At 59.1% G+C, this 25,623-nt stretch carries 19 protein-coding genes and 1 pseudogene; 5 read left to right on the top strand and 15 right to left on the bottom strand.

Translation table 11 applies throughout. The features are described 5' to 3' along the window. Both JOE39_RS09455 and JOE39_RS09450 read right to left on the bottom strand, forming a co-directional pair. Positions 1–747, bottom strand: a complete 747-nt coding sequence (locus tag JOE39_RS09455; protein WP_004417314.1) for a hypothetical protein — start codon at positions 745–747, stop codon at positions 1–3. A 227-nt stretch (positions 748–974) separates the two neighbouring features. Next, complete coding sequence (locus JOE39_RS09450; protein ID WP_024648635.1) at positions 975–2,171, bottom strand: MFS transporter; 1,197 nt, start codon at positions 2,169–2,171, stop codon at positions 975–977. A 262-nt stretch (positions 2,172–2,433) separates the two neighbouring features. Between JOE39_RS09450 and JOE39_RS09445 the strand changes: the two genes are divergently transcribed. From JOE39_RS09445 to JOE39_RS09435, 3 genes are read left to right on the top strand one after another with little or no spacing between them, the layout of a single operon-like run. Beyond that, positions 2,434–3,165: a GntR family transcriptional regulator gene (locus JOE39_RS09445; RefSeq protein ID WP_003343391.1), complete on the top strand. Its 732-nt coding sequence runs from the start codon at positions 2,434–2,436 to the stop codon at positions 3,163–3,165. 49 nt (positions 3,166–3,214) lie between these two features. Then, the gene (locus JOE39_RS09440; protein ID WP_210077435.1) at positions 3,215–4,501 is read left to right on the top strand and encodes an MFS transporter; all 1,287 of its coding nucleotides are present in this window, start codon (positions 3,215–3,217) and stop codon (positions 4,499–4,501) included. A gap of 54 nt (positions 4,502–4,555) precedes the next feature. Next, a complete protein-coding gene (locus JOE39_RS09435) occupies positions 4,556–5,401 on the top strand; it encodes an amidohydrolase family protein (protein WP_004417319.1) in 846 nt (281 codons plus the stop codon). A gap of 4 nt (positions 5,402–5,405) precedes the next feature. On the opposite strand, the gene JOE39_RS09430 is transcribed toward JOE39_RS09435, so the two are convergent. The 8 genes and pseudogenes from JOE39_RS09430 to pncA all read right to left on the bottom strand — a co-directional run bounded on the left by JOE39_RS09430 (position 5,406) and on the right by pncA (position 15,490). Further along, complete coding sequence (locus tag JOE39_RS09430; RefSeq protein WP_210077437.1) at positions 5,406–8,444, bottom strand: efflux RND transporter permease subunit; 3,039 nt, start codon at positions 8,442–8,444, stop codon at positions 5,406–5,408. Positions 8,445–8,545: 101 nt separating this feature from the next. Then, positions 8,546–8,980: pseudogene (locus tag JOE39_RS09425) on the bottom strand (biotin/lipoyl-binding protein); the annotation flags it as partial. Beyond that, positions 8,977–10,164 carry an efflux RND transporter periplasmic adaptor subunit gene (locus JOE39_RS09420; protein ID WP_210077438.1) on the bottom strand — a complete coding sequence of 396 codons (1,188 nt, stop codon included), beginning with the start codon at positions 10,162–10,164 and terminating at the stop codon, positions 8,977–8,979. The gene JOE39_RS09420 and the pseudogene JOE39_RS09425, both read right to left, overlap by 4 nt. Before the next feature lie 97 nt (positions 10,165–10,261). Continuing rightward, entirely contained in the window at positions 10,262–11,125 is an 864-nt protein-coding gene (locus JOE39_RS09415; RefSeq protein ID WP_210077440.1) for an alpha/beta hydrolase, read from the bottom strand. A gap of 498 nt (positions 11,126–11,623) precedes the next feature. Beyond that, positions 11,624–13,021 (bottom strand): HAMP domain-containing sensor histidine kinase, encoded by a 1,398-nt coding sequence (locus tag JOE39_RS09410; protein WP_024665349.1) that lies wholly within the window; start codon positions 13,019–13,021, stop codon positions 11,624–11,626. After that, complete coding sequence (locus JOE39_RS09405; RefSeq protein ID WP_003343378.1) at positions 12,999–13,682, bottom strand: winged helix-turn-helix domain-containing protein; 684 nt, start codon at positions 13,680–13,682, stop codon at positions 12,999–13,001. Before JOE39_RS09405 ends, JOE39_RS09410 begins: the two co-directional genes overlap by 23 nt. A gap of 86 nt (positions 13,683–13,768) precedes the next feature. Beyond that, positions 13,769–14,704, bottom strand: a complete 936-nt coding sequence (locus JOE39_RS09400; RefSeq protein WP_003396430.1) for a formate/nitrite transporter family protein — start codon at positions 14,702–14,704, stop codon at positions 13,769–13,771. A gap of 141 nt (positions 14,705–14,845) precedes the next feature. Then, positions 14,846–15,490 carry a bifunctional nicotinamidase/pyrazinamidase gene (pncA, locus tag JOE39_RS09395; RefSeq protein ID WP_003396433.1) on the bottom strand — a complete coding sequence of 215 codons (645 nt, stop codon included), beginning with the start codon at positions 15,488–15,490 and terminating at the stop codon, positions 14,846–14,848. A 190-nt stretch (positions 15,491–15,680) separates the two neighbouring features. Between pncA and JOE39_RS09390 the strand changes: the two genes are divergently transcribed. Beyond that, positions 15,681–17,807: a TonB-dependent siderophore receptor gene (locus JOE39_RS09390; RefSeq protein WP_046266452.1), complete on the top strand. Its 2,127-nt coding sequence runs from the start codon at positions 15,681–15,683 to the stop codon at positions 17,805–17,807. A 110-nt stretch (positions 17,808–17,917) separates the two neighbouring features. On the opposite strand, the gene JOE39_RS09385 is transcribed toward JOE39_RS09390, so the two are convergent. The 5 genes from JOE39_RS09385 to JOE39_RS09365 all read right to left on the bottom strand — a co-directional run bounded on the left by JOE39_RS09385 (position 17,918) and on the right by JOE39_RS09365 (position 24,029). Beyond that, the gene (locus tag JOE39_RS09385; protein WP_046266434.1) at positions 17,918–19,060 is read right to left on the bottom strand and encodes a cellulase family glycosylhydrolase; all 1,143 of its coding nucleotides are present in this window, start codon (positions 19,058–19,060) and stop codon (positions 17,918–17,920) included. A gap of 421 nt (positions 19,061–19,481) precedes the next feature. Further along, positions 19,482–20,438: a D-2-hydroxyacid dehydrogenase family protein gene (locus JOE39_RS09380; RefSeq protein WP_210077442.1), complete on the bottom strand. Its 957-nt coding sequence runs from the start codon at positions 20,436–20,438 to the stop codon at positions 19,482–19,484. Positions 20,439–20,480: 42 nt separating this feature from the next. Further along, the gene (locus JOE39_RS09375) at positions 20,481–21,134 is read right to left on the bottom strand and encodes a DUF1345 domain-containing protein (RefSeq protein WP_003396441.1); all 654 of its coding nucleotides are present in this window, start codon (positions 21,132–21,134) and stop codon (positions 20,481–20,483) included. A gap of 152 nt (positions 21,135–21,286) precedes the next feature. Beyond that, the gene (gene gudD / locus JOE39_RS09370) at positions 21,287–22,639 is read right to left on the bottom strand and encodes a glucarate dehydratase (RefSeq protein ID WP_024663409.1); all 1,353 of its coding nucleotides are present in this window, start codon (positions 22,637–22,639) and stop codon (positions 21,287–21,289) included. Between the two features lie 64 nt (positions 22,640–22,703). Continuing rightward, positions 22,704–24,029, bottom strand: coding sequence for an MFS transporter (locus JOE39_RS09365; protein ID WP_003396445.1), 1,326 nt, complete (start codon positions 24,027–24,029; stop codon positions 22,704–22,706). Positions 24,030–24,488: 459 nt separating this feature from the next. Between JOE39_RS09365 and JOE39_RS09360 the strand changes: the two genes are divergently transcribed. Then, the gene (locus tag JOE39_RS09360) at positions 24,489–25,202 is read left to right on the top strand and encodes a FadR/GntR family transcriptional regulator (protein ID WP_003411521.1); all 714 of its coding nucleotides are present in this window, start codon (positions 24,489–24,491) and stop codon (positions 25,200–25,202) included. Positions 25,203–25,623 lie beyond the last annotated feature (421 nt).

Here is a 25,623-nt window from a genome sequence, read left to right as displayed (position 1 = left end):
CTAGTTGACCTTGACCTCGTTGAACTTGAGCACGTTGTCCTTGTTCTCGCGATCGCGGAAGGTCAGCTTCAAGGCAGGTGACTGCTTCACACGGCCCTTGGTCGCTTCAAAGATCAGTGTCACGCGGGTAGGCACGTTTCGGATCAACTGGAAGCTGTCCCAGCGATCGAACTTTGCATCGCCGACACGCAGTTGCGAAAGCCCCAGCGCGCCGCCGGTTTCTTCGAACAGGCTGATCGGGTTGAGAAACCTGAAGTCGCGATCGGCGCTTTTATTGATCAGCTCAAGCGTGCAGGTAGGCGACTGACCATTCTGATCACAGTCGAGCAGCTCAATACTCAGATTGTCTACCGTCTCGGAACGCTTGCCGAACATGTTGGCGTTGTCATTCTCGGTAAACAGTTTCTGACTGCGGGCGAACTCCACCGAAGGCTTTGCGTATTCGCCGCCCAGCTTGAAGAACACCGCGCAGAGAAACAGTGACAGCGCCATCCACACGCCAAGCTTCAGTAACGAGGGGAGCTTTCTGGCGAGGATGGCGATACCCAGCCCGCTGAACAGCATGACTGTGCTGACAATGATGATCAGTGTCTTCCAGTTGATGAAGTCGACACTGAGGCCAAGAATGGTCGGGTCCGGAAACAGGTAGGTGAAGATGCTCCAGATGACCCCGATCATCCAGACTATGCCTGCCGATATTTTGACCAGAATCGCGGAAATCTTGCTTGTTCGTGGTGCTGCGTCCATTGCTGTTTTTGCCTTGTTCGGGTTGCGGGAATGCATACCGATACGCTTGAGCAGCGGTATCGACGGGTGGGGGCCTTGGGATGAGGCGTGTGTACAATCCGTGTTCAATCGCGCAGATCCAGAGGTGCCGGATACGCGAGCCTTTAGGTGCGAGAGAGAGCCAGAAGGGCGATGGGGTATGACATCGCCGCGGCATTATCCTGCAATTCAGTTACAAAGTGCAGGGTTTACGCATTCTGCCTGGATCGGTCCCTGAGCAGCGCGAGCAATGCAATCAGTGGCAGTGCCGTGCCAGCGATCAGCACCCAGGTCCAGCCACCGTGATCAAACAGCGGGCTGGCGACTGCCGAGCCAATGGCGCCACCGATGAAAATACTGGTCATGTACAGCGCGTTGAGCCGGCTGCGGCTGGCGGCATCCAGCGCGTAGACCGTGCGCTGGCCCAGGACCATGCTGGTCTGCACACAGAAATCCAGCACCACGCCGGTTATGGCCAGGCCAATCACGCTGTAGGCTGGATGAACCAGGCCTGGAAGAAAGCTGAGTGCGCCGAACAACAGTGCGCCCAGTGATGCGATGCGGGTGTAGCCAGCGTCTGCCAGGCGGCCGCTGATCGGTGCCGCAATGGCACCGATCGCGCCGATCAGGGCAAAGAGCGCGATCTGGGTTTGCGACAGCCCGTGATTGCGCGACAGCTCCAGCGGGACGGCGGTCCAGAACAGACTGAAGGTCGCAAACATGCAAGCCTGATAAAAGGCACGCTGGCGCAGCACCGGCTGGGTACGCAAGAGCGTCCAGAGCGAGAACAGCAACTGGCCGTAGGACGCACGATGATCCGGGAGGCGTTTTGGCATGGTGGTCGCCAGTACCACGCTGATGCCGATCATCACCACGGCCGCCGAGCCGAACACCGCCCGCCAGCCGAAATGGTCGGCCACCAGACTGGCAATCGGCCGCGCCAGCAGAATCCCCAGCAGCAGTCCGCCCATGATCCCGCCAACGACCCGCCCACGCGACTCCTCCGGAGCCAGATGCGCCGCCAACGGAATGAGCATCTGCACCGATACTGAACTGAAGCCCACCAGCAGCGAGACCAGCAAAAACACATTCGGCTGCTCGGCGAAGGCGGCACCCAGCAGGCTGAGAATCGCGACGACAGTCGTCACCAGCATCAGCCTGCGGTTCTCGAGCAAATCGCCCAGTGGCACCAAAAAGAACAGCCCCAGCGCATAACCGATCTGCGTCAATGAAACGATCAGACTGGCCGCCGTGCTCGACAGACCGATGTCCGGGGCAATCAGCTCGATGATCGGCTGGGCGTAGTAGATGTTGGCGACAATTGCGCCGCAGCAGAAGGCAAACAGCATGACCATGGCCGGGGTCATGGTCATAGCGTTATGCGCGGATTGGGACGAGTGGGGCATGAAAGTCTCGCTTGAGCATGGACTGTCAGACGCTGGAAGCGTGTCTGTCAGACGGTTTTTGATCGATGCAGCGCAGGCTAACGGTTTTATCGGCCATTAAGTAGGTGCGGCGAGTTGATACAGGATATTTCCGGGAATGATGATCAGCGAAGCGCAGCGATGTGTCGGTATAGTCACGCACGCTCGCGAACTATTGACCTTCGCTTGCCACGGATGAATACTCTTTTCAGAAATTCATATAGATGACTGGATGAATAAAACAATGAACAAGCTTTCCAGCGACGAACGTCTACCGCTTTATCAACGCCTGCGCGACAGCCTGGCTGAGCAGATTGCCAATAATCGCTGGCGTCCGGGTGAGGCGATTCCTACCGAAGCGGCGTTGTCTGCAGAGTATGGCCTGTCCACTGGTACGGTGCGCAAGGCCATTGATCTGCTGGTCAGCGACAACATTCTGGAGCGCCAGCAGGGGCGTGGCACGTTCATTCGTCGCGCGCAGTTTCAGTCCTCGCTGTTTCGTTTTTTCCGTTTTCAAACCGAAGCGGGTGAACGCCGGGTGCCGGAAAGCCGGATCTTATCCGTCGAGCCTGTGGATGCGCCTTCGTCGGTCGCTCAAGCGCTGGGGATGGGCGCAGGTGCGCCGGTGATTCGTATGGTCCGCTTGCGGTTGCTGGATGGCCAGCCGGTGCTGGCCGAAGAGATCTGGCTGCCACGTGCGCGGTTTCAGGCATTGCTGGAGCTTGACCTCGATACGCAGGGGCCATTGCTTTATCCGATCTACGAAGATGTCTGCGGTCAGGTGGTCGCCTGTGCGCAAGAAAGCCTGACGGCCGAGACGGTTAACGACGTATACGGCCGGTTGCTGCAGATTCCGGTCGGCAGTGCGGTGGTGGTCATCGAGCGTGTGGCGCGTAATTACGCCGGTGAACCTCTGGAGTGGCGCCGCTCGCGAGGGCACGCCAGCCATTTCCGCTACAGCGTGGACATTCGCTGACAGCGCTGCAGCCTGCCCGAGCCGTGCAACGCCCATTAGGATAAGCGCCATGTTCAATTGGTATCGCGACGTCACTCCCAAAGAACGCAAGACCTTCTGGGCCTGTTTTGGCGGCTGGTCGCTGGACGCTCTGGAAGTGCAGATGTTCGGTCTGGCCATTCCGGCTCTGATTGCTGCGTTTGCCCTGACCAAGGGCGATGCCGGGCTGATCAGCGCGGTGACGCTGGTAACGTCGGCGTTGGGTGGCTGGGTGGGCGGGACGCTGTCCGACCGCTATGGCCGGGTGCGCACGCTGCAGTGGATGATTCTGTGGTTTTCCTTCTTTACCTTTTTGTCTGCGTTCGTGACCGGTTTCAACCAGTTGCTGATCGTCAAGGCGCTGCAGGGCTTTGGCATCGGTGGTGAGTGGGCAGCAGGCGCGGTGCTGATGGCCGAGACGATTCAGTCCCGCTACCGCGGCAAGGTCATGGCCACCGTGCAAGGTGCGTGGGCCGTCGGCTGGGGCCTTGCAGTGGTGCTGTTCACCCTGATTTATTCGTTTGTACCGGAGGATATTGCCTGGCAGGTCATGTTCTTTGTCGGCCTGCTGCCCGCCCTGATGATCATCTGGGTGCGACGCAATGTCGAAGAACCGGAGAGCTTCCTGCGCATGCACAAAAGCGCCGCGCCGAAGGTCAACCTCTTCAAGTCGATGGCCGGGATTTTTCGCCCCGAGCTGCTGCGCGTTACCTTGCTCGGTGGCTTGCTGGGGCTCGGTGCGCACGGCGGTTATCACGCGGTCATGACGTGGTTGCCGACCTTTCTCAAAACCGAGCGCAACCTGTCCGTGCTCAGTTCAGGCGGCTATCTGGCGGTCATTATCGTTGCGTTCTGGTGCGGTTGTGTGTGCAGCGGTCTGTTGATCGACCGCATAGGTCGACGCAAGAACATTATGCTGTTCGCCTTGTGCTGCGTGGTCACCGTTCAGTGTTACCTGTTGCTGCCGTTGAGCAACACACAGATGCTGTTTCTCGGCTTTCCGCTGGGCTTCTTCGCCGCAGGCATTCCGGCCAGCCTCGGCTCGTTTTTCAACGAGCTGTACCCGGCAGCGGTGCGGGGTGCCGGGGTGGGCTTCTGCTACAACTTCGGGCGCGTGCTGTCGGCGGTGTTCCCGTTTCTGGTGGGGCATATGAGCCAGTCAATGTCGCTTGGCAGCGCCATAGGAATCGACGCCGGCATTGCCTACGGCGTGGCAATGATTGCCGCTTTCTGCCTGCCGGAAACCCGTGGACGCAACCTCGAGGCTACGCTGCCCGTTGCCGAACCACTGGACAAGGGCGCCGCGCAGCGGGCTTGAAAACCTTTCATTCGCGGTGTTGCGGCGCCGCGCTGACTCTTTATAGACGAACCCATGACTGATTCTTGTACCACGCCAATACTGGGCATCGATGCCCACGCACATGTCTTCAGCAAGGATTTGAGCCTGGCGTCAGGACGGCGTTACAGCCCGGACTACGACGCAACGGTGCACGCCTATCTGGCCAACCTCAGCGAACATGGTCTGAGCCACGGTGTTTTGATCCAGCCCAGTTTTCTGGGCACCGATAACCGGTTTCTGCTCGATGCCCTGGCGCAGGCTCCGGACCGCTTGCGCGGTGTGGCGGTGGTCGACACGGACATCAGTCGCGGTGCGTTGCAGCATATGGCCCGGCTGGGCATCGTCGGCATCCGCCTGAACCTGATCGGCAGGCCGCTGCCAGACTTTGCCGCGCCGGAATGGAAGACGCTGTTCAAACACATCTGGACGCTAGGCTGGCATGTCGAACTGCACCGCGAGGTCGCTGACCTTCCGGGGCTGATTCGGCAGTTGTTGCCGTTCGGTTGCAAGCTGGTGATTGACCATTTCGGGCGGCCCGATGCGCGCCTTGGTGTTGATGATCCGGCGTTCCAGGCCTTGCTGGAGTTGGGCCTTAGCGGACAGATGTGGATGAAGATTTCGGCGATCTATCGTCTGGGCGGCAGTGTCGAGCAGAACGCGACGTTTGCTCGCGCCGCATGGCCGTTGCTGCTGCAAAGCTTTGGCCCGCGCCGACTGGTATGGGGCAGCGACTGGCCGCACACTCAGCATGAGCACGTGGTCAGCTACACCGGTGTGGTCGAGCAGTTTCGCGCGCTTGAATGCCCGGACCCGCTCAAGCGCATTATGTTGGTCGAGGCCCCACAGGCGCTGTTCGATTTCCTGCCGGTGGAAATCTGACCTGCTAAACAGCGGGTGGCCTGATCCGATAGCTGACCATATACAGCGCCGGCAGGAAAAACAGGGTCAGCAGGGTGGCGATGGCGATGCCGCCGATCATAGCGATGGCCATCGGCCCCCAGAACACCTCGCGGGCAATCGGGATCATGCCCGGGCTCGCGGCCGCAGCAGTGAGCATAATCGGTCGGCAGCGATGTTCGGTGGCCTTGACCACCGATGTCCAGGCGCTTTCCCCGGCGGCAATGAATTCATAGATCTGCGTGACCAGAATCACCGAGTTGCGGATGATGATGCCGATCAGCGCCAGCACGCCCAGAATCGCCACGAACCCCAGCGGATAGCCGGAAATCAACAAGGCCGCGACCACGCCGATCAGGCCCAGCGGCACTACGCTGACCACCAGCAGCAGTTTTTTCACGCTGTGCAACTGGATCATCAAAAAGCTGACCACCAACAGCAGCATCAACGGCACGACCTTCAGGATCGGCCCCTGTGAGCGAGCGCTGGCCTCGACTGCGCCGCCAGTGGCGACCGAGTAACGTAACGGCAGGTCGGCGCTGAACGCATCGACGTCGGGCTTCAATTGCCTGACCAGCGCTGCCGGCTGCAAAGTGCCGAGCACGTTGGCTTTCAGGGTGATGGTCGGCAGTCTGTCACGCCGCCACACCAGCGGCTGTTCCTGCTCGTAACTGAGCGTGGCGAACGCCAGCAGCGGCACACTCGCACCGCCGGGTGTGGGAATCTGCAGGTTGGCAAGGGTCTGCACCGAGCTGCGTTCGTCGCTGTCCGCACGTCCGACCAGGTCGATCAGATAGGTGCTGTCACGCACCTGAGTGATGGTGGTGCCGCTGACGAGGCTGTTGAGGATTTGCGCCACGTCCTCGGAGGACAGACCGAACTGGCGCACCTTGTCCTGCGCGATGTCGATCTTCAGCACCTTGCCCGGTTCGTTCCAGTCATAGATGACCTGGCCGATATTGGGGTTGGCATCGAGAATCGCCGCCAGCGCCATGGCCTGGCTGCGCACCTGTTCGATGTCCGGCCCGCTGACCCGGTATTGCACCGGCCAGCCCACTGGCGGCCCCATGTTCAGCGGCTGAACGTAGCCACCCACGCCGACGTAATCGTCGCGAAAGCGCTGACGCAAGCGTTCGATCAGCCGGTCACGCGCTTCGCCACCCTGGCTGACGATCACCAGTTGTCCGTAGAACGGGTTGCTCAATTGCTGATCCAGCGGCAGGTAAAAACGCACCGCGCCCTTGCCCACGTAAGAGCTCCAGCGCAGCACATCGGCATCCCCTTTGAGCGCTGCTTCAAAGCGGTCCATGGTTTGGCGGGTACCTTCGATGGAGCCGTTTTGCGGCATGTAGATATCCACCAGAATTTCCGGCCGGTCGGAGTCCGGGAAGAACTGGTTCTGCAGCAGCCTGCCTGCAAACAGCGACGCGATGAACATCAGCAGAGTGATGCCTATGACCCACCCCCGGTGCTCGAGTGCCTTGACCAGCAGTCGGCTGAAACCACGCATCCAGCGCCCCGGCGCTGCGTGTTGCGCGGACGCCTTGAGGATGTGCACGCCAATCAGTGGCGCGAACAGTACCGCCACCAGCCAGGACAGCAGCAACGCTACGGCAATGACGGCGAACATGGTGAACACGTATTCGCCTGCGGAGCTGGAGTTCAGGCCGATGGGCACGAAACCGGCGACCGTGACCAATGTGCCGGTCAGCATCGGGAACGCTGTCGAGGTGTAAGCGAAGGTAGCGGCCTGCGGTAACGAGTCGCCGCTTTCAAGGCGAGTGACCATCATCTCGACGGTGATCATCGCGTCATCCACCAACAGCCCCAGGGCGATGATCAGCGCGCCCAGCGAGATACGTTGCATGGTGATGCCGCTGTACTCCATGAACACGAAGACCAGCGCCAGCACCAGCGGAATCGAACAGGCCACCACCAGACCGGCACGGATGCCGAGGCTGATGAAGCTGACGACCAGCACAATCAGGATCGCTTCAAAGAGTGCATGGGTGAAGCCGCCGATGGCTTTTTCGACCACATCGGCCTGGCTTGAGACCAGGTGCACGTCGATGCCCAGCGGTAATTCGGTAGTCAGATCATCGATGCGCTGCTGCAACTGGGTGCCGAATGCCTGGATGTTGCCACCTTGCTTCATGGCCACCGCAAGGCCAATGGCCGGCTGGCCATTGAAGCGGAACAGTGAGGAGGGCGGATCGGCATAACGGCGCTCGATGGTTGCCAGGTCACTGAGGCGAAAGAACCGGTCGCCGAAGCGCAGATTGACAGCCTCAAGGTCTTGTTCACTGCTGAACTGCCCGCTGGCCCGCACCGCAATGCGTTCGGGACCGGCCTCCATCACGCCAGCAGGCGTAACCGAGTTTTGCGCTTGCAGGCTTTTCAGCACTTGGCGCTGATCGATGCCCAGCGCCGCGAGCTTGCGGATCGAGAAATTCAGATAAATGACTTCGCGCTGGGCGCCGAGCAACTCGATCTTGCCCAGGTTGGGCACGCTGCGGATGTCGGCGCGCACTTGCTCGACATAGTCGCGCAGTTGGCGGAAAGACAGGCCATCGGCGGTGAACGCATAGATGCTGCCGAACACATCGCCAAACTCGTCATTGAACGCAGGGCCCTGAATACCGCTGGGGAGTTCGCTGCGCACATCGCTGATCTTCTTGCGTACCTGATACCACGCTGCCGGGATATCAACGCTTCGGGTTTCACTTTTGAGGAAGACAAAAAGCGTCGATTCGCCAGCCAGCGTGTAGCTTTTCACGTAATCCAGCGCGTCGATTTCTTCGAGTTTCTTTTCCAGCCGATCAGTTACCTGCTGCAGGGTGTCGGGCAGCGTCGCACCCGGCCAGCGCGCCTGAATGACCATGGTTTTGATGGCGAATGAAGGGTCTTCCTCACGCCCCAGATTCAGGAATGACCAGCTGCCCATCAGCAGTGAAACGAACATCATGTACCAGACCAGCGTGCGATGCCTGAGCCCCCAGGCCGATAGATTGAAGCGCTCCTTCACAAACCGACCTCTCGCTGCACACGGACCTTCTGACCGGACTGCATGCCGTTGACGCCGGCAGTCACTACTTTTTCGCCCTTGTGCAGCGCGCCACTGACCCTCTGATCCATTCGTGCTCGCGAGCCGATAGCGCGTTGATAGAGCTGCTGGTAGCGCGTCAACTCGTCGCGCGCCTGTTGCCAGGCGGACTGGGCTTTGCCGAGTTCCGCCTGGCGGGCACGCAAACGGTGTTGCTGGTCGCCGGGTTCCAGGGTGGCGAGCAGATCGCCCTTGCGCACTTGATCGCCGATCTCCGCGTGCCGGGTTGCCAGTCGGCCAGCGACGCGAAACCCCAATTCCGCTTCATACTGCGGCTCGATGACGCCGGCGAAGCGGCCATAAGAGGCGCTGTGCTGATCGACTATTTCGGTGAACAGCACCGGGCGTTCGACAACCTCGCGAAGCGGTTTGTCGCGGCATCCCGGCAGTGCCACGATCAGAATGCAGATCAGCCAGCAGCGGGATCTCGTTCGTGGTTCTACGCACGAGGTGCTCATCGCGCAGCTCCCGACGACGCCAGCGAGACGCTTTGTTCGGCTGGTGCTTGCTCTGCGACCTCTACCCGTTGTCCCGGGTAGAGAAACTGCAGCCCTCGGGAAACCACCCGATCACCTTCGGACAAGCCCTCTGAAACGATGACCTGGCCCTGTTCGTAACGCAGCACTTTCACAGACGTCAGCCTGACCCTGGCCTGAGCGTCCACCCGCCAGACTGCCGGTTGTCCTTGTGTACGGCTCAATGCGGACCAGGGCAGGGCGAACGCCGATTGCGACTGCGTCTGCAAGCGAGCGCTGACCACGGAGCCCAGTGCGAGCGACGCAGCGGCGCCCTGCAGTGCAACGCGCACCCGCAACGTGCCGTTCGCGGCGGAGACGATAGGGGTGATTTCCCTGATGATGCCGCTCAGCTGAATCTCCGGCTGGCCCAAGGGGCTGACAGTCACTGCAGCACCGGTCTGATCGGCGCGCAGCAGCGATTCGTACGCGGAAAACACCGCTTCGCGCTCGCCATCATGAGCGACGCTGAAAATCGCAGTGGCGGCCTGAACCACCTGACCTTCTTCGGCATAGCGCGCCGTCACGACGCCATTGGCTGCCGCGAACAGTTCGGTGTAACCGACCTGATCACGCGCGTTGGCCTGCTGCGCCTGCAGCGCGGCCAGATCCCCCCGCGCACTGTCGAGCCCAGAGCGGGCCCTCTGGTATTCGCTGAGGTTGGTATAACCCTTGGGCAGCAGCACTTGCTGACGCTGGTAGTTTTGTTCGGCGAGGTGCAGCCGCGACTGTCGTACGGCGACTTCGGCACTGGCTGACGCCAGCTCGGTCTTTTGCTCGCGCGCGTCGAGTCTGGCCAGAACTTGCCCGACCCGCACTCGATCCCCGACATCCACATAGCGCTTGATCAGCTTGCCGGAGACACGAAACGATTGCTCGGTCACCTTGCGTGCCTGGATGTCGCCCGTCAGCGTCACACTGCTGGCGACGTTCAGTAAGGCAACCGGTTGCGCGGTGACTCGCACCAGCGCCTTTTCTGCGGGTTTTCCTGCAGAACAGGCGCTGAGCGAGAGTAGCGAGATGAACCCCAGCACCACGCCGGGCTGAGTGTACAGAGAGTGCAACGGCCGGAGATTTCCGGAAACACGGCAGCACGAACGCAGCAGCGTTGCAAAGGGATAAGTCATCAACGAATAGCACTGCCCGATCAAAGAAAGCCAACACCCATGAATCACAGCGTCACGCCGGAAAAGCGCAAGGGCTTCCCGGGCGCAGGCGAGTGCTTCAGGCCATCGCGGTGACGCTGGGCCAAACCTCCTGGGTAGCTTCAGTGCCCAGAAATGTCAGTACGTTTCTTTGCGAGTGGTGCCACGCCGCCTTGCTTTCCAAGTCCAGAAAGTGCCCGGTGTCCGGAACTACGTTGAAACTGCTTTTGGCAATGTAGTTGGAAAACATGCGGGCATCTGCAACGGTGGTGTATTCATCTTTTTCACCGTTGATGAACAGCACCGGAATGTTGATCGAGGAAAAACGCTCGACGTAATTACTGGCGCTTAGTTGGCGAATCTGGCTGATGTGAAAGTCGATCTGGCGATATTCGTGCTCGGCAAGACTGATCAGGTGCTTGTAGTTATAGAGTTTGAACAGGCGCGGCAGGTACTTGCCCACGGTGTCGTTGAGCAGTGAGCCGATCTTGCGTTTTTCTCGCGCGGCGAGGTAGACCTGGGCGTTGTCGATATAGTCGAGCATGGCCTCGTTGAGCACCGGCGAGAACGAGCTGATGATGGCTTTTTCTACGGATGGAGGGCATGCAGAGAGGGCCAGCAGGGCCGATACACCGCCCCAGGAGACCGACAGCAGGTGGTTTACCTGATAGAGATCAATCAGTTGGAGGAGAATGTTTACTTCATCTTCCTTGCTGACCATCATGTCGTCCGGGTTATGCGCTCGGGATTGTCCCGAAAACGGCAGATCGAACAGCACCAGGTTGTAGTGCGGTTGCAAGTACTTGACCGTCTGCCCGAAAGAGCCAGTGGTCGACAGTGCACCGTTGACCAGCAGAATGGTCTTGGCGTCGCTGCCTTTCCAGTAAGTCTCGGCGTAAACCTTGTACTTACCGATCGTTAGAATCTTCGATTGTGCGCCCATAACAGCCTCCCAGCTAAAATGTTATCCAGCAATTAGTGCAGCGTTCTCTGCTTCGGCAGCCATGCCAAAGCCTCGCCTGGTAAGTGGCGAAATCCGGTGAGTTATTATTCTGGGTGCAGCGGAAACGTTACCGCAGGAACTGTGTCTGCCCGGACATAGATAACGCAGTGCCAGCATTGCGACAAGTCACTGACGTCATAAAAATGTCTAGTCGCTCACGTTTCACCTTGGCGTTTGGCCATCATGTTTTGCGAAAGAGAAGGATTTAATCGGGGAAAAACGCCGTATCCAGCCGTAAAAGCGTATTTATTGAGAGGAACTTGCGCAGGCTGAAACGGTCAAGCAGAGTATGATTTTGTAACACCTAGTTACAGCTTTATGTTTGGCAGAACGCGCCAGATTAATATCTAAGTCGCTGAAACCCTTGGGCCAGACGCGTTAATCTCGTCAAAAAGCAGGCGCGATCGTGCAATCGTGGGCTTGAAAAGTGCCTGAATATCAGGCCAGCGTATTCACTGTGCGGCATTCCAGCAGCAAACTTGCGCCGCCGTATTCGCTGGTGCCTATCTGCAGCGTAAAACCGTGCAGATTGACGATTGCGGCCACTACCGAGAGACCGAGGCCGAAGCCGCTTTGCTCGGTTCCGGCCTCACTGCGATAAAAGCGCTGGAAGACAGCGGCGCGCTCGGCGACGGGGATGCCAGGGCCGGAATCCTTTACCTCGATGCACGGTGTGGTACCGCCTGGGGCAGGGTAGGCGCTGACTTTGACGACTCCACCGGCAGGGGTGAACTTGATTGCGTTGCCCAGCAGGTTGGTCAGTGCCTCGAACAGCAGGGCGCGGTCGCCCACCAGGGTGGGTAACGTTTCATGCAGGTCAAGTATCAGGGTGATCTGGTCTTCTTCAGCCAGCGGCAGGTGGAAGTCGTGCAGCTCCTGCAGCAATGGGCGCAGTTCCAGTTCAACGAATGCCGAGCGCCGCTGGCGGTCTTCCAGCTCGGAGATGCGCAGCAGTCCACGAAAGCGTGCCATCAGCGTGTCAGCTTCGCTGATGACCTGGGCAATCTGCGTGGCATGGGTCGAATCGTGGGCTGACTGCTGTTGAATACGGTAAAGCTGCGCGCGTAAGCGCGTCAGCGGTGTGCGCAGGTCATGGGCGATGTTGTCGCAGACGCCCTTGACCTCGTTCATGAGCTTTTCGATGCGGTCCAGCATGGCGTTGACGATCACCGCCAGCATGTCTAGCTCATCGCGCCTGTTGGAGACCGGCAGACGGCCGGCCATGTCGCCGGCGATGATCGATTCGGCGCTGGCCTGGATCGCACGGATACGCCGCAACGGTCGCCGGCGCAGCAAGTGCCAGCCGGCAACACCGGGAATAATGGTCAGCGAGATGCCCCACAGCAAGGCATGCAGGATCAGCGTGCTCACCGCAAACAGCGAGCCGTTCTCGCGAACGAGCACCAGCCAGCGGCCGTCCGAGGTGCGATTGACGATCGCATCGCAACTGCCTTGCGGCATGCCTGGATCGTCCGACTCGATGCAATCGTTCAGCACATGAATCTGGCCGTCTATCGGCAGGTTTTTCGGGACGCTGTTGATAGGCCCGGCAACCGGCCGGAAGTTCTCGTCGAACAGACCGTAGGCATCCACGGACCGGGTATCGAAGGTCATGCTGGTGGCCAGAGCGTCCACCAGTCCTTGCCCCTCGAAGCGCGAAAACAGTTGCTGGCGATGGGTAAGTGACTGGCGGGCGAGGGTGTCCAGATAGGACGTAACTTCCCAGTACAGGACGCCAAGCAGAATTACGCTCCAGGCTACGAACAGCGAGCTGTACAGCGCCAGTAATCGACTCGTTGATGATCGCCAGCCGTCAGACGGGTTCGGCAATGACATAGCCGGATCCTCGCACGGTCTGAATGAGCTGTGCGGTGCCGGGTTGGTCGATCTTCTTGCGCAGACGGCCGATGTGTACGTCGATCAGGTTGGTGCCCGGGTCGAAGTGGTAGCCCCAGACTTCCTGAAAAATCATCATTCGCGTGATGATCTGTCCGCTGTTGCGCATCAGAAACTCAAGCAGCTTGAATTCGGTGGGCAGCAGGATCAGCGGCTCGCCGCCGCGACACGCTTCCCGGGTAATCAGGTTCAGTTCCAGGTCGGCAACCTGCAATACCGTCTTGGCGGCACTGACCGGGTTGCTGCGCCGCAACAGCACCTCGACGCGCGCAGCCATCTCATCCGACGCGAAGGGCTTTGGCAGATAGTCGTCCCCTCCGGCACGCAGACCGCGAACGCGCTCGTCCACGTCGGAGAGGGCGCTGATCATCAGGATCGGCGTGGAAATGCCCTGGGCGCGCAAGTGGGTGACGATGGTCAGACCATCCATCTCCGGCAACATGCGGTCCAGGGTAATAAGGTCATAATCACCACTCACTGCACGCGCCAGACCGTCACGGCCATTGTCGACCCAGTCCACTTCCAGCCCGTGGCTGCTGAGTTCGGTCACGATTTCCTTTGCAGTGATGGCATCATCTTCGATTGCCAGAATTCGGGTCATGGTCCCTGCCTGAATAGATGCGTTCAAAGAGTCATTCTGCCTTTAAAATCCGCCGCGTTTCCTGAAAGAAAGTTTAATGATAGGGATCATATTTCTCGCTTTGCCGTGAAATCCGCTTCCTTGAGCTTCTGCGCCTTCTCCAGGCGAAGTTTTTCTTCCTTGTTTTTGCGATCGCGCTCCATTTTCTCTGTGGTGTCTTTTTCACTGCGGATCTGCGCATGGCTGATCAAAGCGAAAATAAAACTGCCACCGATGATGTTGCCTGCCAGCGTGGGGCCTGCGAAGGCAAACCAGAAATCCTTCCAGCCCAGTTCACCCGCGAATACAAGATAGGATACTTCGGCCGAACCCACCACGATGTGCGTGAAGTCGCCAAGCGCCATCAGGTAAGTGATAAGCACAATGATCGCTATCTTGGCGTTTTCCATCGACGCGATCATCCAGACCATGGTCGCAATCATCCAGCCCGAGACGATGCCCTTGGAAAACATCTGGGCCATGTCGTTTTCCATGACCTTGTGGCCAATTTCCAGAAACGCCTTGTCTGTGCTGGTATCGAAAATCGGCAGATTGAGCATGACATAGGCCACCGTCAGCGTACCGACCAGGTTGCCGGTCAGAACCACACCCCACAAACGCAGCAGCCGCCCGATGTTGGCCAGGTTCAGCTTGCTCATGACGGGTAGCACAGCCGTGATGGTGTTTTCCGTGAACAGTTGCTGGCGCGCCAGGATGACCGCCAGAAACCCTGCAGAATAGCCGAGGCTGCTGATCACATGACTGCCGGGGATGCCTTCGAGGCGCGAGTTCAACAACCCCATGGCCATCAGCGACAGGCCCATGGTCAGCCCTGCAGCCAGTGCCGACCACCACAGCGCGGCTACGCTGCGCTCCAGTTCGTGGTCGCCCTGCATGCGAATGGTTTCGTGCAACACCGCCGCGCGGGGCGGCTGATTCTCATCAATCTCGCGCTCTTCCTCGGCGGAAAGGCCGGGGGTTTTGCCATCTACTTCGTGATCCATACAACGTCCTCAGCGCCAGTGATGAAATGGACCGACCGGGGCAATGTCGGGCCGATGGTTCAGACAGGCGCCGCGTGCTGTCGTTCGCCAGCGGCGGGGCGTATCGAGAAATGTTTGAGCCAGTTGGCAGAATGTGTCGGTCTAGCCCAGCAGATCGGCGCTCTGCACGCGTTCGATACCCATGCCCAGCATGGTCCTCCAGGCGTGCTCCAGCGAGCCGTTCATGTCGATGGCGCGACAGGCGTCTTCGACCACAAAAGTGTTGAAACCCGCACTGCGTGCATCCTGCGCCGACCAGGCGACACAGAAGTCCAGCGCCAGACCGACCACGAACAGCGTGTCGATGCCGCGCTCTGTCAGATACCCGGCCAGCCCTGTGCGGGTCGTGCGGTCTGCCTCCAGAAATGCCGAGTAACTGTCGATGTGCGCATTGCAGCCCTTGCGCAGGACCAGTTGCGCGTGCGGCAGGTCGAGGTCGGCATGCAACTGCGCACCGTGACTGCCTTGTACGCAATGATCCGGCCACAGCGTCTGCGGACCGTAGGGCAGGGTAATGCTCTCGAACGGCAGGCGCTGCGCATGGCTGGAAGCAAAGGAAATGTGCCCGGCAGGGTGCCAGTCCTGAGTGATGATCACATGGGAAAAGCGCGCACCCAGGCGATTGATCAACGGCAGCAGCGCATCACCTTCAGCCACCGCCAGTTGCCCGCCGGGCATGAAGTCGTACTGCATGTCGATCACCAGCAAGGCGCATCGAGGATCGGCAGGCTTGTGGGAAAGGGGCATCGTGGGTTCTCTGGTAAGGAGCAATGAGCGCAGTTTGCCTGTTTATCGCCACATTGGCTAAGCGTCGTACCGTGACCGAGCAAGAGTATTTTTGGGAATTTGTATCAGGCGTTAATACGAATCTGTACTATTCGCAAAAAATCCTGCCAGGTCCCAAGAGGTCTGGTTTCTTGCCAAGGGCTGCATGTCGATGCGTCGTACTCTCGTTTCACTTTGCGTTATCCAGGCTATCTCTCAAGCGGCCTGGGCTGATCAGGTGGCTGGCGTCCAGCCTGCCATGGAGTTGCAGAATATCGATATTCAGGGCGCCGCCAATGCCGAAACGGCACAAGGGCCGGTCGATGGTTATCGGGCCACACGGTCCGCCAGCGCCACGCGTACCGATACCTCGTTGCACGAAACCCCGCAATCGGTCAGCGTCGTGACCCGCGAAGCGGTCGAGGACATCGGTTCCACACGTTTGCAGGATGCTCTCGACTACGCGGGTGGCGTCGGGCGAGCCAACAACTTCGGCGGCCAGGGGCTGACCACATTCACGGTGCGCGGCTTCACCACTGGCGAGTTCTATCGCAACGGCTTCCCGATCAATCGTGGTTATCCGAACATGCCGGACGCCAACACCATCGAGCGCCTTGAGGTGCTGCGTGGTCCGGCCACCACGCTCTACGGTCGCGGCGATCCGGGCGGCACCTTCAATGTAGTTTCCAAACAGCCGTTGGCCGAGCCTTCCGTTACCTTGGGCAGTCAGCTCAATGATCAGGGCATGAAGCGTGGAACGCTGGATGCCTCCGGGCCACTGGATGATGAAGGCCGTTTTGCCTATCGCCTGAATGTCGTGGGTGAGGGCGGCGATACGTTCCGTGACCACGTCGAAACCGAGCGCTATGGTGTGGCGCCGGTATTGAGCTGGCAGGTCAACGACGCCACGCGCATCACCTTCGAAGGTGACTTCATGCGCAATAACGCGCCGCTGGATCGTGGCTTGACGCGTTATGCCAACCAGACGGGCACCGCTTCCCGCGACACGTTCTTCGGCGAGAAGAGTGTGGGCAAGCTGCATAACGATAACAACATGGCACAGCTGCGCTTCGAGCATGACCTCAACCCGGACTGGACGCTGGGCGGTGGCGTGCAGATCCTTGATGGTTCCCTGCAAGGCGATGCCATCGAGGCCAACGGGCTGGCGACGGACGGTCGCACCCTCGGGCGCAACTTCAACTATCGCAAGCTGGAATGGACCGATCGCGATGTGCAGCTGAATCTGACCGGGCATTTTTCGGCGGGCGGTTTCGAGCACACGCTGCTGACCGGTGTCGAGTACGAAGATTATGACTACAAGTCGATCATTCAACGCTCCAGCGGTGCAGTCAGTGCCTACCCGATCGACCTCTTCAATCCGGTCTACGGCCAGGCTCGTCCGGCACTGACCCGAACGACAACCCACGACAAGGAGAACCTCAAGACCTGGGCTGCCTTCGTGCAGGATCAGATGGCCCTGACCGAGCGCCTGAAGCTGCTGGGCGGTGTGCGTCTGGAGCGTTTCGAACACGATTACGATTCTTTCCTGCCCGGCACCAGCAGCTGGACTGCCAGCGATAACGCGGTCACACCGCGCCTCGGCCTGAGCTACGACCTGACCGACGACCTTGCCGTCTACGCCACCACCGCTCGCTCGTTCAAGCCCAACAGCGGTGCCAGCCGACTGGGTGGCGGGTTCAAGCCGGAGGAGGGCAAGTCCTATGAAGTCGGAACCAAGTGGGAAGCGCTGGACGGGCAGCTGAGTGTCGACACGGCGATCTATCAGATCGAAAAGCGTAACGTGCTGACCACCGATCCGCTCGATTCAACGTTCAGTGTGGCGGCGGGCGAGGTGCGCAGTCGCGGCCTGGACCTGAACGTGGTCGGCAACCTGACTCCGCAATGGCGGGTAATGGGCAGCTACGCCTACGTGGACGCCGAGGTCACCAAGGACAACACGCTACGCTCCGGTACACGGTTGATGAACATTCCCGAGCAAACGTTCAGCCTGCTCAACGTCTACGAGTTTCAGGACGGCGCCCTGCGTGGTCTGGGCCTGGGCGGCGGCGGTCGCTATGTCGACCAGCGCGCCGGGCGGACAGCCAACACCTCTTTCTCGATGGACAGCTATACGGTGTTTGACCTGCTGGCCTATTACAAGGTCAACCCGCACGTGAAGCTCAATCTGGACCTTAAGAATGTGTTCGACACAGACTATGAGGAAGGCTCTTTCGGCAATGTCTATGCCTATCCGGGGGCTCCGCGGACGGTGCAGGTGGGGATTGCCTATACGTTGTGATGCCGTGTGCCGGTATCGCGTTCTGATGGAGAAAGCCTGACCCTTTCAAGGGCAGGTTCAGCAGCGTGTGTCATGGGCACCGGCCCTTGCGCACACGCGGCCGTGCATCATCAGTACTGATCGGCCGTTGAAAAACCGGCACGATGGCGAAGTTTGCCCCCTTGGAACTGTTCCTTGCCGGGCAAAATATCCGCTCCGGCTGCTTTGAGAGCGCTCATATTATCCCGCAAGGCGTTTGTGGCGGCGTCCTTTTGCTGGAAGGTATTGTTTGCTGTCAGGTTGGCATTACCCACTTCGCCAATCTGGAATTTATAGCCAGCCTCTTTCAATGCCTTGATCTGGCTGGCGAGTCGCGAAGAGGCTTCGCTTTCTCTGGCATACACATGAAAGCTTCCAATCAGGGCTGGGTTGTCGTCGCCATTGGCAGCCTTTAATTGAACGGCAAACTTGACCAGGCCGCTTTGCGGACCTGCGGTCAGGCCACCCCCCCAATTGCTGTCCTCGACAACAATACTTCCTCTATAACCGGCATCGCGCGCGGATTTAATTAATGTGGTCTGCATGTCAGCCCATTCCTGACTTGCGCTTTTACCGCCCTGATGGAAGGTATCCAGTACAAAGCCTGTACGACTGCCAAACCTTTTGACAATGGTACTGATGTCGGCCGCGGCCTCCTTCAATTTGTCCCCCGTCAGCACGTTTCCGCTACCCTGGTTCGCATCGTCGCGGAACGTGAACTGAACTTTTACACCCTGTTTGCCCCCTTCACTGAGCAATGCTCTGAGCTTATCCAACTGCCTGCTGTCCTTGATCTGATCGTGCGTCATCTGAAAGCGCAAGGTTCCGCCTCCAATCGCTTTCAGGTCCTGAATCATCTTCGTGGCAGCGGCAGGTGTGGCGATATCATCAGGATTGACGTTGGCCCCCCCGCGCAAGACGGGCTCGGGGGTTTTGACGGGGTCTGAAGCGGAAACCTTGTCTTTGTCTTTGATTTTTGTATCTGGCTCGGCAGAGGTCGTGTTGTCTTTGACAGGGGCCGCGTCATTAAGCATGGCCTTGGTATAGACCGGCGACGTTTCCGCTGCTTCAGCGGAGCGCCTGTCGGAGGGGGTGTAGGTATCAAGTTTCGTCTGCGTATCCGAAGTTGCAGCCGTCGTGCCAGCGCTCGCCGGCTGTGGGGTCCTGTCTGCCATGACAGGTTTTTCGTTAGCTGCCATGAGGCTGTCATGTGGCCCGACTGAGCGGATATTCATCGGATGTCTCTGTGGTCTATGCGAAAAGTGACTGCGCCTGGTGAAGCAGCAGAATGAAGCTCGAGGCAGGCGATAACTTCTAAAATGAAAGTGTCCATATAAACACGTCGGAAACTTGATTGAACGATTGTGCGACTGTTTCCATGTTTCTGTTGTTTATTGATGCTCGGGCTCAGGGTGCAACTGTATCCCGCACATTGTCTACTGGACGAGCAGGTTCGTATAGAACTCATTTTCCGTGCAGCAAAAGTCTGGCCGGTTAATTCGGTTATGGCTTTTTTCTGTCCGAAGCGCTGGTCGTTTACTGGCCTGGAAGCGAGGGCCGACATCGCGGCCCGTGATCAGGCTTTAAATCGGCTGATACGCAACGCCCAGGAGCAGCGTGGCATCCATAGGTTACAACCTGATGTTGCAGGGCTCGTCAGCCAAACACCCGAATGGGCGACCCCGCATGCCACGCCTGGATGTCTTCGATCATCTGCCCGTAGAAAGTCCGGTAGTTGTTCTCGGTGACGTACCCGATGTGCGGGGTCGCCAGCACGTTGTCCAGGGTACGGAACGGGTGGTCGGCCGGCAGCGGTTCGATGTCGAAGACGTCCAGCGCTGCGCCGGCGATTCTGCGCTGCTGCAGTGTTTCGATCAGCGCGGCCTGATCGATGATCGGGCCGCGTGACGAGTTGATCAGATAAGCGCCGGGCTTCATCCAGCTCAGTGCTTCTGCGTCCACCAGGTCGCGGCTGCGATCGCTGAGCACCAGGTGTACCGACAGCACATCGGCCTGTTCGAACAGTTGCTGTTTGCTGACATAGGTGACGCCGGACTCGGCAGCAGCCTCTGGCGTCAGGTTCTGGCTCCAGGCAATGACCTTCATGCCGAATGCCTGCCCGTAGCGGGCGATCCACTTACCGATACTGCCCAGGCCGAGAATGCCCAGGGTTTTGCCATGCAGGTCGCTGCCCAGTCCTGCCTGCCAGTTGCCGGCACGCAACGAGTTGGCCTCGGCCACCAGGTTGCGGGTGATGCCCATGATCAGCGCCCAGGTCAGCTCCGGTGCCGCATGCTTATAGCTTTCTGTTCCACACACGACAATGCCCTGACGCTTGGCCGCAGCGGTATCAATCGCCGCATTGCGCATGCCGCCGGTGACCAGCAGTTTCAGCGCCGGCAGCTGGCTGAGCACTGTCGCATCGAACAGGGTTCGCTCGCGCATCACGCAAATGATGTCGAAGTCTCGCAGGCGCCGCGCCATGGTCGATGTATCGGCAGGGTAGTCATGCAGAAAACTGACCTTGCCCACTGAATCAAGCACGGACCAGTCCACTACAGTGCTGGCGACGTTTTGCCAGTCATCAAGTACCGCTATTTTCAATGGGGTCATTGTCTTAAGGCCTCTTGACGGGATTGTTTTTCAAGGCAAACGCTAATTGAACAGGCTGGCGGCGATGTTGATCGAAAAACCCAGAATGGCGGTGTTGAACACAAAGCAGATCAACGACTGGCCGAGCACGACCTTGCGCATTTCACGCGTCGCTACGCCCACATCGGAGGTTTGCACTGCGACGCTGAGGGTGAACGAAAAGTACAGAAAGTCCCAGTAATCGGGGTTCTTTTCACCGCCCACAAATGCCAGTGCGGGCTCTTTGCCTTTCCAGGTGTAGAACATGCGTGCGTAATGCAGGCTGAAGATCACGCCGATCATCAGCCACGATCCTATGACCGTCAGGCCGGTGAAGGCGTGGTGAAGCATCTTGGCGTCGTTGGAAAGGCCTTTACTGTTGGCGATTTCAAAAATGATCGCGGCCAGGCTGGCCAGCGCCGCAACGCAGACCGTCACCAGAATGACCCCCGCGTTTTCGTCTTCTCTCATCGCGACCCGCCGCACATCGTCAGCGTCGCTGCGCAGCGTGCGGATGAAAATCATGATCAGATAAAGCCAAACCCCTGTGTCCCAGCCAGTCAGCAGGCTCTGGGTCAGTGTCGAGTGAGGGATGAGCCAGGACCAGGCGATGCCTGCGGTCAGGCCGACCAGAGCGGCAAGGGTGAGGCGAGGGCGGGTGCGGGCGAGATGGCGCATGCGGTCTAATCGTTACTGGACATTACCAGACAGTAGCATGCCGCTTCGGCAAGCCAAATTCGATTAAAAAAAACGGCGCGCAAGGGGGTTGCGCGCCGTGTGCCAGCCAGAGGTTGAACAGGCGGCGAGTCAACGGCGAATGTCAGACCGATTCAACGCACCAGACAAGGCTGCTTGTTGTTGAATTTCCAGTCCGGGATCAGAAACTGCATGGCCACGGCGTCGTTACGCGCGCCCAGGCCCATGCCTTTATAGAGTTCGTGAGCCTTGGCCAACTGGTCCATGTCCAGCTCGACACCGAGCCCCGGTTTCTTCGGAACCTCGACCTTGCCACCGATGATTTGCAGCGGCGCCTTGGTCAGACGCTGACCGTCCTGCCAGATCCAGTGTGTATCGATCGCGGTGATAGTGCCCGGCGCTGCAGCGGCCACGTGGGTGAACATCGCCAGGGAAATATCAAAATGGTTGTTAGAGTGCGAGCCCCAGGTCAGGCCCCACTCGTTGCACATCTGCGCCACCCGTACCGAGCCCTGCATGGTCCAGAAGTGCGGGTCGGCCAGTGGAATGTCCACTGACTGCAACTGTATGGCGTGACCCATTTCCCGCCAGTCGGTGGCGATCATGTTGGTGGCTGTCTTGAGTCCGGTAGCGCGGCGGAATTCGGCCATCACTTCGCGACCGGAATAACCGTTTTCTGCGCCGCACGGATCTTCGGCGTAGGCCAGCACATGATGCTGATCGCGGCACAGGCGGATCGCTTCCTTGAGCGACCAGGCTCCATTGGGGTCCAGCGTAATGCGCGCGTCGGGGAAGCGTTCGGCGAGCGCCGTCACTGCTTCGATTTCCTGGTCGCCGCTCAACACGCCGCCCTTGAGCTTGAAGTCCTGAAAGCCGTAACGCTGATGCGCGGCTTCGGCCAGGCGCACCACAGCCTCTGGAGTCAGTGCTTCTTCATGGCGGATACGGAACCAGTCGTTGTCGGCCTCCGGTTCGCTGCGGTAGGCCAGATCGGTCTTGCGCTGGTCGCCAACATAAAACAGGTAACCGAGCATTTCGACCTGATCGCGCTGCTGACCTTCGCCCAGCAGCGCCGCAACCGGTACTTCCAGATGCTGGCCGAGCAGGTCGAGGAGCGCCGCTTCCAGCGCGGTGACCGCATGAATGGCAATGCGCAAGTCGAACGTCTGCAAGCCACGGCCACCGGAGTCCCGATCGGCAAACGCCTTGCGTGCCTCGTTGAGAATCTTCTGGTAAGTGCCAATGCTGCTGCCGACGACCAGCGATCGCGCGTCTTCCAGCGTCTGGCGAATCAGCTCGCCGCCAGGCACTTCGCCCACACCGACATGCCCTGCGTTGTCCTTGAGAATGATCACGTTGCGGGTGAAGTAGGGGCCATGTGCGCCGCTCAGGTTGAGCAGCATGTCGTCATGGCCTGCTACGGGCACAACCTGCATCTCGGTAATGACGGGGGCCTTGCTGGTGATATTGGATTGCTGAATGTTCATGACGGGTCCTTTAAACGTAAGGCCTTGAAAATATGACCGATGAAAAAGCGGCTGCGCACGTGCATCAGTGGGTTGCCGGCGTCTGAATGGCGGCGACCGGCGTCGCGCCAGGCTTGGGGTTATTGCGCGCGGCGAAAACAATGATCGCGGCGATGATCGAAGTGGCGGTCAGGCCATACAGTCCGCCCTGGATCGAGCCGGTGTGTTCTTCCAGCAGGCCGAAGGTGGTCGGTGCCACGAAGCCGCCGAGGTTGCCCACCGAATTGATCAGCGCGATGACCGCAGCGGCGATCCGTGCGTCCAGATAGGCCTGTGGGATCGGCCAGAACAACGAAGAAGCCGATTTGAAACCCAGCGCTGCAAAGCAGATGGCAACGAAGGCGAAGATCGGGCTGCCGGTGGTCGACATGAACATCCCGGCAGCGGCAATCAGTAGCGCAATTGCTACCCAGGCCTGCTGACGTTTCCACTTGGCGGACAGCGTGGCGAACACGTACATGCCGATGATCGACAGCAGCCACGGAATCGAGTTGAACATGCCGACTTCGAAGTCAGTCAGACTGCCCATTTTGCGGATAATGCTCGGCAGCCAGAACGTCGCTGCGTAAATCGTCAGCTGGATGAAGAAGTAGATCAGGCAGAACAGAATGATCTGACCGTCCTTGAGCAGCTTGCCGATGGAGGCCTTGACCGGCGTCGCCGCTTCACGGGCAGCCTGTTCGGCATCGATGGCGTTGACCAGCGCATCCTGTTCTTCGCGGGTCAGCCACTTGGCATCGTGCGGTTTGGAGTCCAGCCAGAACCAGACGAAGAAGCACAGACCGACCGAGAACATGCCTTCGATGAAGTACATCCACTGCCAGCCTTTCAGGCCGAAACCGGTGATTTGCAGCAGCAGGCCGGACAACGGGCCCGAGATCAGCGAGGCGATGGCCGAGCCGCTGAGAAAGATGGCAATCGCCTTGCCACGCTCGACGCCAGGCAGCCAGCGGGTGAAGTAGTAGATCACACCTGGAAAGAAACCGGCCTCGGCCACGCCGAGCAGAAAGCGCAGGATGTAGAAGTGGGTTTCGGTCTGGATGAAGGCCATGCAGGCGGCGACGATACCCCAAGTGAGCATGATTCGCGTCAGCCAGATACGCGCGCCGACTTTCTGCAGCAGGATGTTGGAAGGGACTTCGAAGAGGGCGTAGCCGATGAAGAACAGTCCGGCACCCAGGCCATAGGCTGCAGCGCCGATACCCAGGTCATGCTCCATGTGCGAACGCACGAAGCCGATGTTGACCCGGTCGATGTAGTTGACGATGAACATGATGACGAAAAGCGGCAGGACGTGACGTTTGACCTTGGATACGGCTGAATTCAGAACCGAACCTGTGCCGTCGGCCATCCTGGAATTGGATGTGCTCACAGTTGAATCTCCCACTCGTTGTTTTTATGCGGGTATGTGCGAAGTGTGTCCTTCGCATTGTCGGTCATCATACAAGTAAAAAGCCGTTGTGCAATCCCTTGGCAGTGATGATCTGCGAGATTATTAAACCGGAGGCACTCGCCGTTGTGCAGGTGTGCCCGGCATATATGACCGTGTTGAATTGAAGTTTAGACCAATAAATACAGGGGTTTTGCTTGTGTGCATTAGCTGGGCTTGGTGGGTGCCGTTGAGCGCAACGGCTGACGGAAGGCAAGATGCGCGGAAACAGGCGCTTTGACAGGCGGGGAATGCTTGTAATACAAGTAAGACAACTGCGCAGGGCTGTTAAACCCGGCTTCTGGCCTCTCCCAGCCCAGTATTCTCGCTGCCACCGCCGTGATACGGCAGCTTAAACAGACAAGTCAGGATTCATTCATTATGCAAGAGCCTGCCAGCACAGCGCCCAAACGCCGTCAGCACAGCCTGGCTACTGATCTGGTCACCGAACTGAGCCAGCGAATTCTGCTCGGCAAGATCGCACCCGGACAGAAGCTGCCGTCCGAGAACCAGATCGTTCGCGAGCATGGCGTCAGCCGCACCGTGGTGCGTGAAGCGATTTCCAAGTTGCAGGCGTCCGGGCTGGTGGTGACCCATCACGGCATCGGCACATTCGTGCTCGAGCGCAGTGACCAGACGGGGCTGCGGCTCAAGGTCGAGACCGTTTCCAGAGTGCGCGATATCATCGAACTGCGTATCGGCCTAGAAACCCAGGCCGTGGCGCTGGCGGCTGTGCGCCGTACCGATGAGCAACTGGCGGCTATGCGTCAGGCGCTGGATGATTATCAGGACCTCCTGGCCAACGACGACAGCTGTGTCGAGGCTGACAAACGCTTTCACATGTTGATCGCCGAAGCCACCGGCAACCCGTATTTTCTGGAGATCATGCAACACCTGGGCAGTGCGGTCATTCCGCGCAGCCGCATTGCATCGAGCGAGCGGGCAGGCAACAACCTCGCGCATCAGGGCTATCTGGCCAACCTCGAACACGAAGCACTGCTCAGCGCCATTCGCCGCAAAGACCCGGATGCCGCGCGCGCGGCGATGTGGACGCACCTGAGCAACAGCCGAGAGCGGCTGGTCCCGCTGGAGTAGGCGCGAACGTGTTTGCTCCCACAATAGCCCCTCATGCTCAAGCGTACGGCAAAAATGTAGGAGCTAACGTGTTCGCGAAAGTACCCTTACAGCCGCAGAAGATTTGGCGTTCAACACAACGCCTTCGCGAACAAGTTCGCTCCTACAAAAGCACCCCATGCTCAAGCGTATGGCTGAAATGCAGGAGCGAACGTGTTCGCGAAAGGGCCCTTACAGCCGCAGAAAATTTGGCGTTCAAAACACCGCCTTCGCGAACAAGTTCGCTCCTACAAAAAGCACTCTATGCTTGAGCGTACGGCAAAATGCGGGAGCGAACGTGTTCGCGAAAGGGGCCGTACAGCCGCAAAAGATTTAGCGTTCAACACAACGCCTTCGCGAACAAGTTCGCTCCCACAGAAGCCCTCCATGCTTGAGCGTGCGG

Source organism: Pseudomonas sp. PvP100, from assembly GCF_017833055.1.
Classification (GTDB): domain Bacteria; phylum Pseudomonadota; class Gammaproteobacteria; order Pseudomonadales; family Pseudomonadaceae; genus Aquipseudomonas; species Aquipseudomonas syringae.
This window is presented reverse-complemented; position numbering and strand designations above follow the sequence as displayed.